The organism is Ornithinimicrobium faecis, assembly GCF_023923225.1.
Taxonomy (GTDB): domain Bacteria; phylum Actinomycetota; class Actinomycetes; order Actinomycetales; family Dermatophilaceae; genus Ornithinicoccus; species Ornithinicoccus faecis.
On sequence record NZ_CP099489.1, the window covers coordinates 3,131,724 to 3,147,332 of the forward strand.

Genomic DNA, 15,609 nt, shown 5'->3' on the forward strand with positions numbered 1-15,609 from the left:
GGAGCCGCGAGTGCGCTCAGTCCTGGATGCCGGCCAGCCCGGTGCGGTGGGCCAGGACCACCAGCTGGGCCCTGTCGCGTGCCTCCAGTTTGCCGAGCAGTCGGCTGACATAGGTGCGGGCGGTGGCCGGGCTGATGAACAGCGCCGCGGCGATCTCATCGTTGCTCAGTCCCTGCCCCACGCCGGCCAGCACCTCCACCTCACGCGGCGCCAGGTGGGCGATCAGGTCGGTGTCGACACCCGAGCGCGCCCTGGCGGCTGCGCGCATCACGGTCGCAGTGACATCCGGAGACAGCACCGGATGACCTCCGGCGACCGTGCGGATCGCCGCTCGCAGGTCCGCCGGTGCGATGTCCTTGAGCAGATAGCCGGCGGCTCCGGCCCGCAGGGCCTCCACCACGGTGTCGTCCTCGGCGAACGTGGTCAGCACCAGCACCACGATGCCCGCCAGCTCTGGGTCCTCGGTGATCAGCTGCGTCGCGGCGATCCCGTCGAGGCCAGGCATTCGGACGTCCATCAGCACCACGTCCGGTCGGGTCTCGCGGGTCCGGGCGAGCGCCGTCCCACCCTGGTCTGCCTCCCCGACGACGGTGATGTCACCGTCGTGCTCAGCCAGTGCCCGCAACCCGCCGCGCAGCAGCGGCTCGTCCTCGGCGATGACGACCCGGATCATGGGGCTTCGCCCAGTGGCAGGTCGGCGGTGACGGTGACGCCACCCCCGCGCTCGGACGTCGTGAAGGTGCCGCCGAGAAGCTCGGCCCGGTCCTGCATGCCGGCGATCCCCCGCCCACCCGAGTGCCGTTCGGCCGCGCGGTCGGCGGCCATGCCCCTGCCGTCGTCGGCGACCTCGAGGTGCAGCACCCCAGAGCCGGCTCGGACCTCGATGCGCACCCGGGTGGCCTGCGCATGACGCAGCACGTTCGTGATCGACTCCTGCACGATGCGGAAGGCGGCACTCGCCACGGGGCCGGGGGCGTCCGCACCAGCCACGTCGACGACCAGGTCCACGTCCAGACCAGCGTCGCGGGCTGCCTGGGCGGTCCGCTCGATCCCGGCCAGGGTGATGGGGGCGTGCCCAGTGCCGTCACGATCGGACCGCAGGGTGTCCAGGGTGCGCCGCAGGTCTGTCAGCGACGAGCCAGCCGCGCTGGCGACGCGGTCGAGGGCGACCACCGCGGCCTCGCGATCGGTGTCCAACACCTGGTGTGCCACCCGGGCCTGCACCGAGACCAGCGTGAGGGCATGGCCGAGCGAGTCGTGCACGTCCCGGGCCAGTTGCAGGCGCTGCTCCTCGACCTGCCGGGCCGCACGCTCCTGCTGGGCGGCCCTCTCCAGCCGCACGGCACGCTCGCGCTCCTCACCCAGATGCCGTCGGCTGCGCACCGTGAGTGCCAGGGCGATGGCGCACCCGATCAGCGCGGCGTTGGTGATCACGTCATAGGCCAGGACCGCACTGGACTCACCATCCTGGATCCGAAAATACAGCGCCACCACCAACAGCACGGCGCCGGCCACCGACGCCACGACGACGCGACCCCGCTCGGCGGCGTTGTAGAGCGCACCGAACACCGGCACCGCCATCCCGATCGGCGGATAGTCGGCGACATAGTAGGCAAAGGTGCCCAGCACCGTCAGCACCAGCACGGTCGCTGGCGCCCAGGAGCGCAGCAGGAGCAGCGCCCCGAAGCCGACGGCAAACAGATAGGCACCGAGCCCAGCGACCTGCCCACCAACCGAGCCCACGGCGATCACCACGGCGACGGCGATCGCCTGACCGGCCGCGCCGAGAGCAGTGAGCACCCAGGCGGGCACCTCGGCCCGCTCCGTGTTCATCGTGGTCATCCCCCTCCTTCCCGGCGTTCCCCCATAGTGGCATCCGGCCCCGAGGCGCGGTGTACGTCGAGAAGCGACATCGCGGGGTCGCTCTGCGCAGTCAGGTGACCCACCAACTGACGAGATCGAACCGACAGGGCCAGCCAGTCGGCATACCTAGCGTCGAAGCCATGAACACGACACCCCGAACACACACCCTCCACTGGCCGCTCATCGTCGGCCTGGGCGCTCTCGCCCTGGTCCGGCCGTTGGCCTCGATCGTCGGACTGACCGACACGCTCGGACAGCCCGGCACCTCGCTGACCCTCACCGCGCTCATCACCGCGGCCTGGGTGCTGGTCGTCGGGCTCAGCACGGTGGCCCGACCGGTCGCCACCCTGGTCGCCGCAGGGCTGGTCTATGCCGCGCTGGCCGCCCTGATCAGCGCGGTCCTGTCCCCCATCCTGGACGGCCAGCTGGACGGGCCGCTCACCAACCCGTTCGCGCTCGTCGGGCTGCTGGTCACCAATGCCCTGTGGGGTCTGGTCGCGGGCGTGCTGGCCCTCGGCATCCAGCGGGCCCGCGGCGTCCGTGCACCCGCCGTCGGCGCGGGCCGCTAGCCTCGACGCGTGCGTCTCTGGTCACTTCATCCGCGCTATCTGGACCGCCCCGGTCTCACGGCCGCCTGGCGCGAGTCGCTCCTCGCCCAGGCGGTCCTGGCCGGCCGCACACGCGGCTACACCCGCCATCCGCAGCTGGAGCGGTTCCGCGCCTGCGAGGACCCGCTCGTCGCCATCGGCGCGTTCCTGTCCGGCGTGCAACAGGAGGCTTCCGAGCGCGGCTACCGCTTCGACGTCACCCGGATCGATCGGCCCCCAGACCCCGGTATGCCGACAGCCGGCTGGGCCGGGTCGGTCCCGGTGGCCACGGGCCAGGTGGGGTATGAGTGGGAGCACCTGATGGCCAAACTGGCCCGCCGCAGCCCGGAGGTCGGCGCACGGTGGGCCACCACCACGAACGCGCAGGTGCACCCTCTGTTCGTGGTCGTCCCCGGTCCGGTCGCCAGCTGGGAGCGGCCCGGGCCCAGTTGACCCTCAACCTGGTTGAGGGCGCACAGTTGGTTCCGTGACCGACCCCACCACCCACCGACTGCTGCCGATCGGCGAGCTCTCCCGGGCCAGCGGCCTGACCGTCAGCGCGCTGCGCTTCTATGACCGCGAGGGCCTGCTGGTCCCCGCCGACGTGGACTCGCACACCGGCTATCGGCGCTATTCCCCCGGCCAGGTGCGCCTGGCGCGCCTGCTGGCCGGGATGCGCCGGGTCGGGATGCCGCTGGCCGAGATGGCTGCGGTCCTCGCCGCGCTGCCCGACAGCGAGGTTGCCGAGGACCTGCTGACTGCGCACCTGCGGCGGTTGGAGGAGGGCCTGGTGGACGCTCGGCGCGAGGTGGAGCGGCTGCAGGCACTGCTGCCCGGCGCGCACACCCACCCGTGGACCGCCGCGGTCGAGGTCGGTGAGTTGGCCCAGGCGCTGGACGGCGTGCGCTTTGCCGTCGGCACCGACCCGGACTTCCCGATGCTGGGCGGTGTCCTCTGTGAACCGGTCGGCGAGGCGCTCCAACTTGTCGCCACCGATCGCTTTCGCCTGGCGATGGCGCAGGCACCAGCCACCATCGGCAGCGCCTCGTCGAGCGATGCGCAGACCGGCAGTGCGGCCCTGCTCCCCACCACAGTGATCGATCAGCTGCGACGCGCCCTGAGTGACCTCGAGGACCAGGAGCTCGTCCGGCTGCACCTGAGCCGGACCCGGTTCGTGCTCGAGGCCAGGGACAAGGCCGTGCTCAACGGCGACTGCCTCGACCTGGACTTCCCCGACTATCGGCGGTTGTTGCACGGCGCGGATGAGGGCGGTCAGTCCGTCCGGCTCCCGGTGGCTGACATCCTGGCTGCCCTGTCGGATCGCACCTCGATGGGTGACGCCTCGGATCGCGTGGTGCTGCACGCCCATGGGATCGGCGATGAGGCCGGGCTCGACGAGGGTGCTGGTCTGCTGCTGGATCGGACCTTCCTGTGGGAGGCGGCGAGCGCGGCCAGCGACGGTCACGTGGTGCTGCCCCTGGGAGAGCAGATCGCACCGTTGGCCTTCCACGGCGCTGACGACACTGTGCTGAGTCTGCTGATGCCCGTGCGTCCGGAGCCCTCGCCATGAGTGTCCTGCTGCACGTGTGCCGCACCTGCCAGCACCGGGAGACCTCCCACCAGGGGCGGGACCGGGGCTACACCGCGTGCCCGTGCTGTCGCGGAGATGGCGACATCGATCCGGACCCGCTGCTTGTGCAAACCTGGGCCTTCCCGCGGTGGGAGATCGAACCGCTCTATCGCCCCGGGACCCAGTGGAACTCCGGCACCAGCCACCGCCTTGAGCTGTGTGCCTGCGCCCGCTGCTTTGCCCGCTACGGAGAGCTCGCGCCCGACGCGCCCACGGCCGCCTCAACGGCCGGGACCAGCCGGGCGCGCAGCGGCTCGAGCAGCGAGACCGCATAGGTGTTGGTGATGTGCGATCCCTGGCGATAAACCAACACATCGCCGATGACCGGTGGGCAGTCCTCCAGTGGGCAGATCCAGTCGTTCATCGTCAGGAAGGTCGCGGTCGGGACCTGCGCGGCCGCGGCCTGCAGTGCCCTGGTGCCGCTGCCGTCGGAGCGGTCGAACGCACAGACGGACACGTCATCACGGTGCTCGGAGACACACTCATAGACCGGGTGCTCCCCCGGACTCGGGGTGTCGGAGAGCACGATGACCGGCACCCCCACCTGCCCCAGATCGGACCAGTAGTCGGCGTAGCCCGCCGCGAGCCGGTCCCGCCGCTCCTGCCCACTGCCATCACCGCTGCCGTGCTTGACCCCCGAGACGATCACCACATCGGGCTGCTCGTCGCCGAGGAGCCGATCATGGACGTCCTGTCCCCACCGGAGACAGCTGCCGTCGTCATCGATCGAGGCTGCGGTCCAGGTGCACCCCGACCGCGTGTAGAGGTGCAGCTGCCACCCCTCATCGGTCGCGACCTGCTCGAGCACGTCGCCCCACTGCCCGATCTTGGAGTCGCCCACCACGGCCACGACGAGCTCACCCTCCGGGTCGCCTGAGACACAGTGGATCACCTCGGTGGCGCCGACCTTGCCGGAGCAGCCCCGGGCATACAGGTCGGGCAGGTCCTTGGTGGCCAGCAGCGGGTCCGGTGAGATCGACTCGGGCGTGAGGTCGATCCGGGAGACATCCGGCCCCGTGTCGGCGAGGTCTGGGTCGCTGTCGTCCGTTGCTGTGGCCGTGGCGGGCGTTGCGTCCTCGTCCACGGCGGACGGGTCGTCGGCGTCACGTCCCGGTGCCGGCGCATCCATCGGATTCTCCCCACCGTCGAGCAGTGCTTCGGCTCCCGGCGCCGCCTCCGTCTGCTCGATCGAGGACTCCATGCCGCGCACCAGGGTGACTCCCGCGCCCACCCCGAGCACAGTGCAGGCTGCCCCGACCACGAGCGCCACGAAGGGCAGCCTCGACATCACCGGCGCGGACCGGATGGGGTTCTCCACCAGCGCATAGGTCAGGCGCGCGGGCAGATAGGAGAAGGCGGCGATCGCAACGCCCTGCCACAGGGAGAGATCCCCCCAGGCGGCAGCGGCAACCACCAGCAGCGGCCAGTGCCACAGATAGAGGGAGTATGACGTGGCACCGATGTCGCGCATCGGCGCGGCGCCCAGGAGCCGGACCGGGCCCCGATCCCGTCCCGCGAAGCCACCGGCGATGACTGCTGCGGTGCCCAGCGTCGGCAACAGTGCGGCATACCCGGGCCAGGCCGTTCCGGTTCCCAGGATCGTCACCGAGAGGAGGAGAGCCGCCAGGCCCGCCCACGCCAGGCCGGTCGCCGTCCCGGGCGCCAGTCGCTGCCAGTGGGCCGAGGTGATGGCCACGAGGCCGCCGACCCCCAGCTCCCACAGCCGGGTCGTCGTCACGAAATAGGCCGTCTCGGGCTGACTGGCGGTCGCGACCACCGACCACCCGAGCGAGCCCACCACGACGAGGAGCAACAGGGCACCGAGCACGGGGCGGGTCCGCAACCGGTGACGATGGACCAGCCAGGCCCCGAACACGATGAGCAGCGGCCAGACGATGTAGAACTGCTCCTCCACCGCCAGCGACCAGTAGTGCTGCACCGGGGAGGCGACGGAGTCCTCGGCAAGGTAGTCGACCGACCGGTCCGCCAGTCGCCAGTTGATCAGATAGGCCGCCGAGGCCACCAGGTCGCCCCCGATCTCGGCCCATCGCACCCGCGGGATGAACAGCCAGGTGAGGATGCCCGTGACGACGAGCACGAGCGAGGCGGCCGGCAGGAGCCGCTTGGCCCGTCGCGCATAGAAGGTCAGCAGTGAGACCCGCCCGGAGCGTTCGACCTCACGAACCAGCAGCCCCGTGATCAGGAACCCGGAGATCACGAAAAAGACGTCGACGCCGGCGAAGCCACCCGGGGCGAAGGGCAGGCCCGCATGGAAGGCGAGCACCATGAGCACCGCAACCGCCCGAAGGCCCTCGATGTCGGGACGGAAGTGCGCGGTGCCGGAGTGTCTTCCGGGCACGTGCGCAGCGTACTTCCCGGCGCCCCCGCAGACGCGGTGCCGGAGCACCGACACGCGGTGGACCGAGGAAGGCCGTCAGAGCGCGGACAGCACCCGGGTGTGGAAACGGTGGTGGGTCCGATAGCCCAGCGAGTGATAGAGCGAGATGGCCGGCGCGTTCGAGCTGAACACTCCGAGGGTGCTGACCCCGCAGCGGTCGAGCGCCCGGCGCGTCAACGCGACGGTCAGCGCCCGGCCGATTCCTCGTCCCCGCTGGGCACGATCGACCACGATGCCCGAGAGGTGCGGAGTGCCCGTGGCCAGCAGGTGCATCCCGCCGATGGCCACCAGTGCGCTGCTGGCGTCCCGCAGCCCGAGCCAGAGCACGCTGAAGCCGTGGCCCGGGAAACCTTCAAAGTCGGTGTTGTGCGCCCGACCGAACGCCTCCAGCTCCGCCGCGTCGGTGGCATCATCCAGCTCGAGCAGCTCGAGATCACCCGGAAAGACTGCACCCGCTGGTGGCACATCGACGCGGGTCGAGAGGAAGTCCCACCGCCCGGAGCCGTCGACCAGGAAGCCCGGCGGTGCCGCCAGCTGGCGCCCCGCACTGGTGGAGAACCATTCCAGTGGGGTGTCCGGTGCCAGTGCCAGGAGCTCGGCCAGGGCCTGCGACTCGGCCTCCGGAGGGGCTCCCGGAGCGACGAGAGCTGCGCCACCCCAGTGGCCGGACGGGCGCCACGGGTGCATCGCCGCCCAGCCGTGCTCCCCCACGATCGCCACCGCGTCGGCCGGCACCGCCACGTCGACATAGGGACTTGCTCCAGTGGCCTCAAGCAGTTCGTCGTGATTGACAACGCGCCAGCTCACGGTGTCGGGTCCTGCGGGATGGCGGGCCGGGCATTCACTCGACGGCGCAGGGGGCAGCCGCGATCTGCGGGGTCGGCGGCTTGCCGATGCCCGGCAGGCCGAGGCTGACGGCCGGTCGCCCCGAGCCGGGGTTGTCCTGCAGTGCCTCCCACGCGTCCCCACCCCGGGTGCGGCGCACGGCATACGGCCCGTCCTGCACCCCCGAGTCAGCGACCAGGTGGTGCGGCGCGCCATAGGTGACCGCCACGGTCACCATGTCCCCGGGACGGGGCACCTCAGCGCCCTCGGGCACCGCAAAGTGCACCAGCCGGTTGTCGCGGGCTCGTCCCGACATGCGCTGGGTCTCGGCGTCCTTGCGCCCCTCACCGGGGGCCACCAGCACCTCGACCTCGCGGCCCTCCAGGGTGCGGTTCTCCGCCCAGGAGACCTCCTCCTGGACCTCGAGCAGCCGGTCGAAACGGTCCTGCACAACCGCCTTGGGCACCTGATCGTCCATCTCGGCCGCGGGGGTGCCGGGGCGGATGGAGTATTGGAACGTGAAGGCCGAGGAGAATCGGGAGGCGCGGACCACCTCGAGGGTGTCCTGGAAGTCCTGCTCGGTCTCGCCGGGGAAGCCAATGATCAGGTCGGTGGTGATCGCCGCGTCCGGGATCTGCTCGCGCACGGAGTCGATGATCCGCAGGAACTTGCTGCTGCGATAGGAGCGCCGCATGTCCTTGAGGACCTTGTCCGAGCCAGACTGCAGCGGCATGTGCAGGCTCGGCATGACGTTGGGGGTCTCGGCCATGGCCGTGATGACGTCGTCGGTGAAGGCCGCTGGGTGCGGGCTGGTGAAGCGGACCCGCTCCAGGCCCTCGATCTCACCGCACGCGCGCAGGAGCTTGCCGAAGGCGAGCCGGTCACCGAACTCGACGCCATAGGTGTTGACGTTCTGCCCGAGCAGAGTGATCTCCACGACCCCCTGGGCGACCAGCGCCTCGATCTCGGCGAGAATCTCGCCGGGGCGACGGTCCTTCTCCTTGCCACGCAGGCTGGGCACGATGCAGAACGTGCAGGTGTTGTTGCAGCCCACCGAGATCGACACCCAGGCGGAGTATGCCGAGTCTCGCCTGGTCGGCAGCGTGGAGGGGAAGACCTCGAGAGACTCGAGGATCTCCACCTCGGCCGCCTTGTTGTGCCGGGCACGCTCCAGCAGCGCCGGCAGTGATCCGATGTTGTGGGTGCCGAAGACGACATCAACCCACGGCGCCTTGGACACGATGGTGCTGCGATCCTTCTGCGCCAGGCAGCCCCCGACAGCGATCTGCATGTCCGGGTTCTTCTGCTTGGCCGGGCGCAACATCCCCAGGTTGCCGTAGAGCTTGTTGGCGGCGTTCTCGCGCACCGCGCAGGTGTTGAACACGACGACGTCGGCTGCCTCGGGGCGCTCACCCTCGGGGATGCTGGCCAACTCGACATATCCGGCGGTCTCGAGGAGCCCCGAGAGCCGCTCGGAGTCGTGCACGTTCATCTGGCACCCGTGGGTGCGCACGTCATAGGTCTTCACTGCAGTCTCCATCGCACCCACAAGGGTAACCGGCGGTGGTGACAACTTTGGCAGGCCTCCTCAGCCGCTCGTGCCGCCCCGTCGCCCACGCCGTTGCCTGGCCGTGCGCACGTCATCCGCGACAGGGATCAGACCGGCCGCCAAGAGGATCAGCGCAAACGGAATCACCGCGGGATAACCGATCCACGTGTAGCCGAGTGCCCCGATGACGCCGCCCACCGCAAACAGGGACACCATCGTCACCAGCAGCCCGAGCTTGACCGGGTCGTGCTCCACCGGCGGTGTGTTGGCACGCCTGTTGCGGTAGGCGGCCTTCCCCAACTCGATCCCGATGTCGGTCACCATGCCGGTGACGTGCGTCGTGCGGATGCGGGCGCCGGACACCTTGGTGATCAGGGCATTCTGCAGTCCCATGACGAAGCCCAGGATCGCGATGATCAGCAGTTCCCCGCCCACGGCGTCCAGGCTGTTCGCGAGCAGACCGAAGAGCAGGATCAGCAGCGCCTCAAGGACGAGGACGATGGCGAAGCGGGCGGAGGTGTCCCGTCGCCGCATCCAGTTGAACAGGACCGCCGTGGTCGCGGCCCCGGCAACAAAGGACACCAGCGCGGTGCCGGGCGGGAGGATGAGGCGCCACTCCCCCGCAGCCACGTGATCGGAGACCAGCGCGGTCATGCCGGTCATGTGCGAGGTGTAGATCGCCACCGCCACGAACCCGACCGCGTTGAGGGCGCCGGCAACCACCGCCATGGCGAAGGCCAGGTGCTGGTTGCCGCGTTCGCTGCGGGAGGCGCCGGTCAGCGCCCGCCCGTAGGCGCCGACCGCGGACCTGCGCGGTTTCACCGTGTCGCGGTCGCCAGGAAGACCGAGTAGGCGTGGTCACGCTTGATGATGGTGGTGCAGTCGGTGATGGTCGCCCCGGCGAAGCCCGCCTGCTCCAGTTGCTCGCTCAGTTCACCGCGGTCGATGCCGTGATGACCGTGGAAGTCGCTGTCGTGGAATGACCCGTCCTCGGTGTCCAGGTCTGTGATGCACACGTGTCCTCCGGGCCTCAACAGCGAGGCGAAACCGGCGAGCACAGCTGGCACATCGCGCACGTGGTGCATCACCATCGAGGTGACGATCAGGTCGAACTCTTCCGGAGGTGCCACGTCGTGCTCCAGGTCCAGGTCCCACACCTGGGCATCGCTGAGGACACCCGCCTCGATCTTCTCCTGGATGACCTGTCTCATGCCGGTGGAGTTGTCCGCCAGCACGATCTGCCCGACATGAGCACGCAACTCCTGGGAGACCAGGCCAGTGCCTGCGCCATACTCCAGGAGCCTGGTTGCGGGCTGGAGCTGCACCGCAGCACGCACCGCCGCGGCAACGTCGCGGGCCCGGGACACCTTGTCCGGGTCGCTGTCCCAATCTGCGGCTCTGTCGTCGAAGTTCTCGCTGCCCATGGGCCACAGAGTGCCACGTCCCAGCGGAACACGGTGACGGTGTCACTCCCGGGAGGCGAGGGCTGCGTTGAGGACTACGCTCGGGACAGCGAAAGGAGCGCACCATGAGCGATCAGACCAGCCGCGAGAACCTCGACGGTGAATACGGCACCTACAGTCTCGACGACGAGGACCAGCTGCAGCCCGAGGACACCCTCGACGGATCCGGCGACCCGCTGGACCAGGGCTATCAGACAGCCGACCGGCTCCAGGGCACGACGGCCTGGGGCACCACGGCCGAGGAGCAGCGCACCGACGAGACGATCAATCAGCGCATCGGCCAGGAGGTGCCCGACCCGCACTCTGCCTATGGTGCCCCCGACAACGAGAGCGGCCTGGACCGCGATCCGCGCGATCGGGTGGGTGGTGACGACCCCGACTCGATCCCGGCAGACCAGGACTGGGTCGGCGACTCCGCAGAGGGCGTTGGTCGTCTCGTCGCCCCGGATGAGGGCAATGGCCCAGACCTCGAGAAGGACATGGTCGCCAGCAACACCGCGAACGCCGATGACTCGCCGGAGGGTGCAGCCATGCACTACGTGGACGAGGACGATCTCGAGGACTGACCGCCTGCCCCAGCGTGGCTGCTAGTCGCGCTGGTGCTCGGGCAGGTCCGCGAGGGCCTCGCGGATGACGCCGAAGGCCACATTGCTGTCATAGCCCTTGCGCGCCAGGAAGCCGGCCAGTCGGCGGGTCTGCACCTGCGGGTCGAGCCCGCGCATGGTGCGCAGCCGCTTGTCCACGAGCTCGCGGGCACGGACATGTTGGTCGTCCGAGGCGATGTCCGCCAGGGCGTCCTCGATCAGGTCATCAGACACGCCCTTGCGGCGCAGCTCCTGGCTCAGCGCACGAGGCGCAAGACCCTTGGTCTCCTGCCTGGTGCGCACGAGCATGCGGGCATAGGCCGCGTCGTCGATCAGCCCGACCTCCTCGAGCCGGTCCAGGACCACGTGCGAGACCTCGTCCGCGCAGCCTTTCTGGCGCAGCTTGTCCTCGAGCTGCTTGCGACTGCGCGGAGCCATCGTGAGTTGCCGCAACGCGATCTGTCGCGCGACGTCGTGCGGGTCCGCCTCGGCATCACCACGCACGGACTCCGGCACATCGGTGTCGCTCCCGTCGCGGCGACGCGAGTCGGGCGCTCGGTCGGCCGAGCGGCGCGTGGTCGTGGTGGGGGGCGTGGGATCGACCGAGGGTTCACCAGCCTCGGCTGCGGCCAGGACCTCCCGAGCCCGGGCCAACCGATCGGCCGGCCCGGGCTGGGGCGTGCTGTCGCTCATCTGCGTCAGAAGTTGACCGAGACCTCACCGGTGCGTGGGTCGACCCCATCGGGCACCTGGTCATCGACCCCGCCCACCGCTGCGAGCTCGGCATCCAGAACATCCTCGCCCGCCGGGCGCGGGCCCACCCCGAGCTTGGCCTTGACCTTGCGCTCGATCTCGTCGGCCAGGTCCGGGTTGTCCTTGAGGAACTGCCGGGAGTTCTCCTTGCCCTGACCGAGCTGGTCGCCCTCGTAGGTGTACCAAGCACCGGCCTTGCGCACGAAGCCGTGCTCGACACCCATGTCGATCAGGCCACCTTCACGAGAGATGCCCTGCCCGTAGAGGATGTCGAACAGCGCCTCCTTGAACGGCGGGGACACCTTGTTCTTGACGACCTTGACGCGGGTGCGGTTGCCCACCGCGTCGGTGCCATCCTTGAGTGTCTCGATGCGCCGCACGTCCAGCCGCACTGACGCATAGAACTTCAGCGCCTTGCCACCAGTGGTCGTCTCAGGTGAGCCGAACATCACACCGATTTTTTCACGGAGCTGGTTAATAAATATGGCAGTGGTGCCGGTCTGGCTCATCGCACCGGTGATCTTGCGCAGGGCCTGTGACATCAGTCGGGCCTGCAGACCGACGTGGCTGTCACCCATCTCGCCCTCGATCTCAGCGCGGGGCACCAGCGCCGCGACGGAGTCGATGACGATGATGTCCAGGGCGCCGGAGCGGATCAGCATGTCCGCGATCTCCAGGGCCTGCTCGCCGGTGTCCGGCTGGCTGACCAACAGAGCATCGGTGTCGACGCCGAGTGCCTTGGCATACTCCGGGTCGAGTGCGTGCTCGGCATCGATGAAGGCCGCGATGCCCCCGGCCTTCTGTGCACTGGCCACCGCGTGCAGGGCCACGGTGGTCTTGCCCGAGCTCTCTGGGCCGTAGACCTCGACCACGCGACCGCGTGGGAACCCGCCAACCCCGAGCGCCACGTCGAGTGCGATCGAGCCGGTCGGGATGACGGCGATCGGCGGGCGACTGTCATCACCCAGGCGCATGACCGCGCCCTTGCCATGTGATTTCTCGATCTGCGCCAGGACCGAGTCAAGGGCCTTGGACTTGTCCCCCTGGATCTGCTGGATCGGCGTTGGCCTGCTGTTCGGACGTGCCATGTCCTGCTCCTTCACACTCGTGGATGGGCGCGCCTACCGGCGACCGACTGCGGTGTGCCCGACCCCACCGGGGCGCGTGCTCATCCGTGTCCTGTCAGACGCTAGATGCCACCACCGACACTCCCCCGAGAACAGCATCATGCTGTGGACGGACGAGGTGTCCGGTGGGCACCTGTGCACAACCCTAATCGAAAGTGTGTGCCATTCCGTGCGACACGCGGGTCAGGAGTCCGAGGGTTCCACCGTCTCCAACAGATAGTCCTTGTCGACGTCGCTCCAGTCGAGAAAGATGACTCCCTCGGTCGCGGCCGCCCGGGTGAACTGCAGGAACGAGCGATAGCCCAGCTTCTTTTCCGAGAAGCCGGGCGCCTTGCGACGCAACTGGTCCTTCAGCCCGGACAGCGGCACGCTCTCCTGCCCCGTGGACAGTTCCTCCACGACCGAGCGCAGCAGAGCAAACGCCTCCTCCTTGTCACCGGCCTCGGCGAGAAGGATCTCCGGGTCGCCCTTGGCCGGCCCCTCGGACAGCTCGATGACATTGCGGTCGGCCAGGTGCCGCAGCAGTTCCCCGAAGGCACGAAACCCATAGTCAGCCTCGCTGAACGTCGGGTCCTTGCGCACCAGTGTGCGTTTGAGCACCGATGCCGTGACCTCGCCCGCCTGACTGGTCTGCAACCCACTGAGGGTCTGCGCGACCAGCACCGCCAGGTCCGGTTGCGCGGTTTCCTCACCGTCCTCGTCATCGTGGGTCTGCGCGGTCGCCTCCTCCACGACCGGCTCCGGGGTCGCGCTCTTGGCGCTCTTGCGCGCGCGCCCGGACTTCTTCTCCCCCGACGCCGCGCCAGACCCGGAGCCGGCCGTGTCCTTGGAGGGCAGCGGCTCGACCCCCTCGAGGTTGTCGTAATAGAGGAACTCATCGCAGGCAGGCGGCAGCATCTTGGAGGTCGAGTCGCGCACCCCGAAGCCAATGACCCGCTTGTCCAGCTCGCGCAACTTCAGCACCAAGGGGGTGAAGTCGCTGTCGCCGGTGCAGATCACGAAGGTCGAGATGTAGTCGCGGGCGAAGGCCATCTCGATGGCGTCCACGGCCATCTTGATGTCGGCCGCGTTCTTGCGCGAGGCGCCCATCCGCTGGGTCATCTCGATCAACTCGACCTGGGCTCTCGTGAGCATCCGCCGGTCCTCGTCGAAATAGGACCAGTCGGCATAGGCACGGCGCAGCACCACGCGCCCTCGCTCGGCCAGGGCGTCGGTGATCGGCTTGAGCTCGAAACCTCCCCCGAGGTGGTCCCGAGCGCCGAGCGCGAGGTTCTCATAGTCCAGGAACAGGGCAATCCGCTCTTCAGTAGCCACGCCCCAAACCTAGGCCCTGTCCGCAGCTCCGGCACGCGCGCCACGGCACCCTCGTCGGGTCCGGTCCGCGACAACCCCATGAACGCCCCAACCCTCTCGCCGTAGACTGGCCGGCACTGACGACGGCGTCAGCCCCTCGTCACACCCCCTGCCCCACGGAAGTTCCTATGGCCCTGCTCGTCCAGAAGTTCGGCGGCTCCTCAGTCGCCGACGTCGACGCCATCCGCCGCGTCGCCCAACGTGTCGCCGCCTCGCGCGCTGCCGGCGATGACGTCGCCGTCGTGGTGTCCGCGATGGGTGACACCACCGACGACCTGCTCGACCTGGCCGGCCAGGTCAGTCCCAACGGTCCGCCCGATCGCGAGCTGGACATGCTGCTCACCGCCGGGGAGCGCATCTCGATGGCCCTGCTGGCGATGGCGATCCAGGATCTGGGCACCCCCGCGCGCTCGTTCACCGGGCAGCAGGCGGGCATGCACACCGACAGTTCCCACGGCCGCGCGCGCCTGCTCGACGTGACTCCCTCCCGGGTCGCCGACACCCTCAAGCGCGGCGAGGTCGCCATCGTCGCCGGGTTCCAGGGCGTCTCCGAGGACGAGGACATCACGACCCTGGGTCGGGGCGGCTCCGACACGACCGCGGTCGCCCTCGCAGCCGCGCTCAACGCCGACGTCTGTGAGATCTACACCGATGTCGACGGCCTCTACACCGCCGACCCGCGCATCGTTCCCGCCGCCAGCCGAGTCACCCGCATCACCATCGAGGAGACCCTCGAGATGGCTGCGCACGGCGCCAAGATCCTGCACCTGCGCGCCGTCGAGTACGCCCGCCGGTTCGGCGTCCCTCTGCACGTGCGCTCCAGCTTCTCCGACCAGGAGGGCACCTGGATCCTGGTCGACCGACCACTGACCGGTGCCCTGCACCAGGACGGGACCACGCGTCATACCTCGTCCGCCTCCGAGCCCCACCCCGAGACCCACACCGAGGACCCCATGGAAGACCCCCTGATCTCCGGCATCGCCCACGACAAGTCCCTGGCCAAGATCACGGTCGTGGGCGTGCCCGACCGGCCGGGCGCGGCGGCGAAGGTCATCGGCGCGGTCTCCACCGGCGGCGTCAGCATCGACATGATCGTGCAGAACGTCTCGACCTCTCCGCACGGCCTGTCCGACATCTCCTTCACCCTCCCGGAGGCGGACGGCGCCATCGCCGTGGCGGCCGTGCGGGACCTGCAGCAGGAGTTGGGCGTCGAGGACGTGCTCTACACCAGCCATGTCGGCAAGTTGTCCCTCATCGGGGCAGGGTTGCGCTCCAATCCTGCTGTGGCACAACGGATGTTCATCGCACTCGCGGATGCCGGCATTAACATCGAGATGATCTCCACCTCGGAGATCCGCATCTCGGTGATCACAGATCAGGATGTCCTGGAGGATGCTGTGCGTGCCGTGCACAGCGCTTTCCGACTGGACTCCGAAGCAGACGCCGTGGTCTACGGCGGGACAGGACGGTGACTCGT

The 15,609-nt window shown here is 69.3% G+C and carries 15 protein-coding genes; 5 read left to right on the plus strand and 10 right to left on the minus strand.

All coding sequences use genetic code 11. The features are described from left to right. Positions 1-16 precede the first annotated feature (16 nt). Both NF556_RS14625 and NF556_RS14630 read right to left on the minus strand, forming a co-directional pair. Entirely contained in the window at positions 17-673 is a 657-nt protein-coding gene (locus NF556_RS14625) for a response regulator (protein ID WP_252591647.1), read from the minus strand. Further along, positions 670-1,842: a sensor histidine kinase gene (locus NF556_RS14630; RefSeq protein WP_252591648.1), complete on the minus strand. Its 1,173-nt coding sequence runs from the start codon at positions 1,840-1,842 to the stop codon at positions 670-672. Before NF556_RS14630 ends, NF556_RS14625 begins: the two co-directional genes overlap by 4 nt. Positions 1,843-2,003: 161 nt before the next feature. Between NF556_RS14630 and NF556_RS14635 the strand changes: the two genes are divergently transcribed. The 3 genes from NF556_RS14635 to NF556_RS14645 are packed head-to-tail and all read left to right on the plus strand — an operon-like array spanning position 2,004 to position 4,020. Next, positions 2,004-2,432, plus strand: coding sequence for a hypothetical protein (locus NF556_RS14635; protein WP_252591649.1), 429 nt, complete (start codon positions 2,004-2,006; stop codon positions 2,430-2,432). A 9-nt stretch (positions 2,433-2,441) separates the two neighbouring features. After that, positions 2,442-2,903 (plus strand): pyrimidine dimer DNA glycosylase/endonuclease V, encoded by a 462-nt coding sequence (locus tag NF556_RS14640; RefSeq protein WP_252591650.1) that lies wholly within the window; start codon positions 2,442-2,444, stop codon positions 2,901-2,903. Positions 2,904-2,937: 34 nt separating this feature from the next. After that, positions 2,938-4,020 carry a DNA polymerase III subunit beta family protein gene (locus NF556_RS14645; protein WP_252591651.1) on the plus strand — a complete coding sequence of 361 codons (1,083 nt, stop codon included), beginning with the start codon at positions 2,938-2,940 and terminating at the stop codon, positions 4,018-4,020. A gap of 244 nt (positions 4,021-4,264) precedes the next feature. Here the strand turns inward: NF556_RS14645 and NF556_RS14650 are convergent, their stop codons facing one another. The 5 genes from NF556_RS14650 to NF556_RS14670 form a co-directional block, all read right to left on the minus strand. Continuing rightward, a complete protein-coding gene (locus NF556_RS14650; protein ID WP_252591652.1) occupies positions 4,265-6,439 on the minus strand; it encodes an acyltransferase family protein in 2,175 nt (724 codons plus the stop codon). 75 nt (positions 6,440-6,514) lie between these two features. Further along, a complete protein-coding gene (locus NF556_RS14655; protein WP_252591653.1) occupies positions 6,515-7,285 on the minus strand; it encodes a GNAT family N-acetyltransferase in 771 nt (256 codons plus the stop codon). A 34-nt stretch (positions 7,286-7,319) separates the two neighbouring features. Beyond that, a complete protein-coding gene (miaB, locus tag NF556_RS14660) occupies positions 7,320-8,843 on the minus strand; it encodes a tRNA (N6-isopentenyl adenosine(37)-C2)-methylthiotransferase MiaB (RefSeq protein ID WP_252591654.1) in 1,524 nt (507 codons plus the stop codon). Positions 8,844-8,891: 48 nt separating this feature from the next. After that, the gene (locus NF556_RS14665; protein ID WP_252591655.1) at positions 8,892-9,674 is read right to left on the minus strand and encodes a YoaK family protein; all 783 of its coding nucleotides are present in this window, start codon (positions 9,672-9,674) and stop codon (positions 8,892-8,894) included. Continuing rightward, positions 9,671-10,276: a class I SAM-dependent methyltransferase gene (locus NF556_RS14670; protein ID WP_252591656.1), complete on the minus strand. Its 606-nt coding sequence runs from the start codon at positions 10,274-10,276 to the stop codon at positions 9,671-9,673. The genes NF556_RS14665 and NF556_RS14670 overlap by 4 nt, the downstream gene beginning before the upstream one ends. Before the next feature lie 104 nt (positions 10,277-10,380). Between NF556_RS14670 and NF556_RS14675 the strand changes: the two genes are divergently transcribed. Then, positions 10,381-10,881: a DUF5709 domain-containing protein gene (locus NF556_RS14675; RefSeq protein ID WP_252591657.1), complete on the plus strand. Its 501-nt coding sequence runs from the start codon at positions 10,381-10,383 to the stop codon at positions 10,879-10,881. A gap of 21 nt (positions 10,882-10,902) precedes the next feature. Here the strand turns inward: NF556_RS14675 and NF556_RS14680 are convergent, their stop codons facing one another. The 3 genes from NF556_RS14680 to NF556_RS14690 all read right to left on the minus strand — a co-directional run bounded on the left by NF556_RS14680 (position 10,903) and on the right by NF556_RS14690 (position 14,093). Next, a complete protein-coding gene (locus NF556_RS14680; RefSeq protein ID WP_252591658.1) occupies positions 10,903-11,592 on the minus strand; it encodes a regulatory protein RecX in 690 nt (229 codons plus the stop codon). A 5-nt stretch (positions 11,593-11,597) separates the two neighbouring features. Continuing rightward, positions 11,598-12,740, minus strand: coding sequence for a recombinase RecA (gene recA, locus NF556_RS14685; RefSeq protein ID WP_252591659.1), 1,143 nt, complete (start codon positions 12,738-12,740; stop codon positions 11,598-11,600). A gap of 222 nt (positions 12,741-12,962) precedes the next feature. Further along, the gene (locus tag NF556_RS14690) at positions 12,963-14,093 is read right to left on the minus strand and encodes a PIN domain-containing protein (protein WP_252591660.1); all 1,131 of its coding nucleotides are present in this window, start codon (positions 14,091-14,093) and stop codon (positions 12,963-12,965) included. Positions 14,094-14,260: 167 nt separating this feature from the next. Here NF556_RS14690 and NF556_RS14695 point away from each other — a divergent pair, with 167 nt between their 5' ends. Next, the gene (locus NF556_RS14695; protein WP_252591661.1) at positions 14,261-15,604 is read left to right on the plus strand and encodes an aspartate kinase; all 1,344 of its coding nucleotides are present in this window, start codon (positions 14,261-14,263) and stop codon (positions 15,602-15,604) included. Positions 15,605-15,609: the final 5 nt, after the last annotated feature.

Bases quoted from the DNA above. Each gene is read 5' to 3' on its own strand.
- NF556_RS14625 (WP_252591647.1), bottom strand. From the start codon at position 673: ATGATCCGGGTCGTCATCGCCGAGGACGAGCCGCTGCTGCGCGGCGGG.
- NF556_RS14630 (WP_252591648.1), bottom strand. From the start codon at position 1,842: ATGACCACGATGAACACGGAGCGGGCCGAGGTGCCCGCCTGGGTGCTC.
- NF556_RS14635 (WP_252591649.1), top strand. From the start codon at position 2,004: ATGAACACGACACCCCGAACACACACCCTCCACTGGCCGCTCATCGTC.
- miaB (WP_252591654.1), bottom strand. From the start codon at position 8,843: ATGGAGACTGCAGTGAAGACCTATGACGTGCGCACCCACGGGTGCCAG.
- NF556_RS14670 (WP_252591656.1), bottom strand. From the start codon at position 10,276: ATGGGCAGCGAGAACTTCGACGACAGAGCCGCAGATTGGGACAGCGAC.
- NF556_RS14675 (WP_252591657.1), top strand. From the start codon at position 10,381: ATGAGCGATCAGACCAGCCGCGAGAACCTCGACGGTGAATACGGCACC.
- NF556_RS14680 (WP_252591658.1), bottom strand. From the start codon at position 11,592: ATGAGCGACAGCACGCCCCAGCCCGGGCCGGCCGATCGGTTGGCCCGG.
- recA (WP_252591659.1), bottom strand. From the start codon at position 12,740: ATGGCACGTCCGAACAGCAGGCCAACGCCGATCCAGCAGATCCAGGGG.
- NF556_RS14695 (WP_252591661.1), top strand. From the start codon at position 14,261: ATGGCCCTGCTCGTCCAGAAGTTCGGCGGCTCCTCAGTCGCCGACGTC.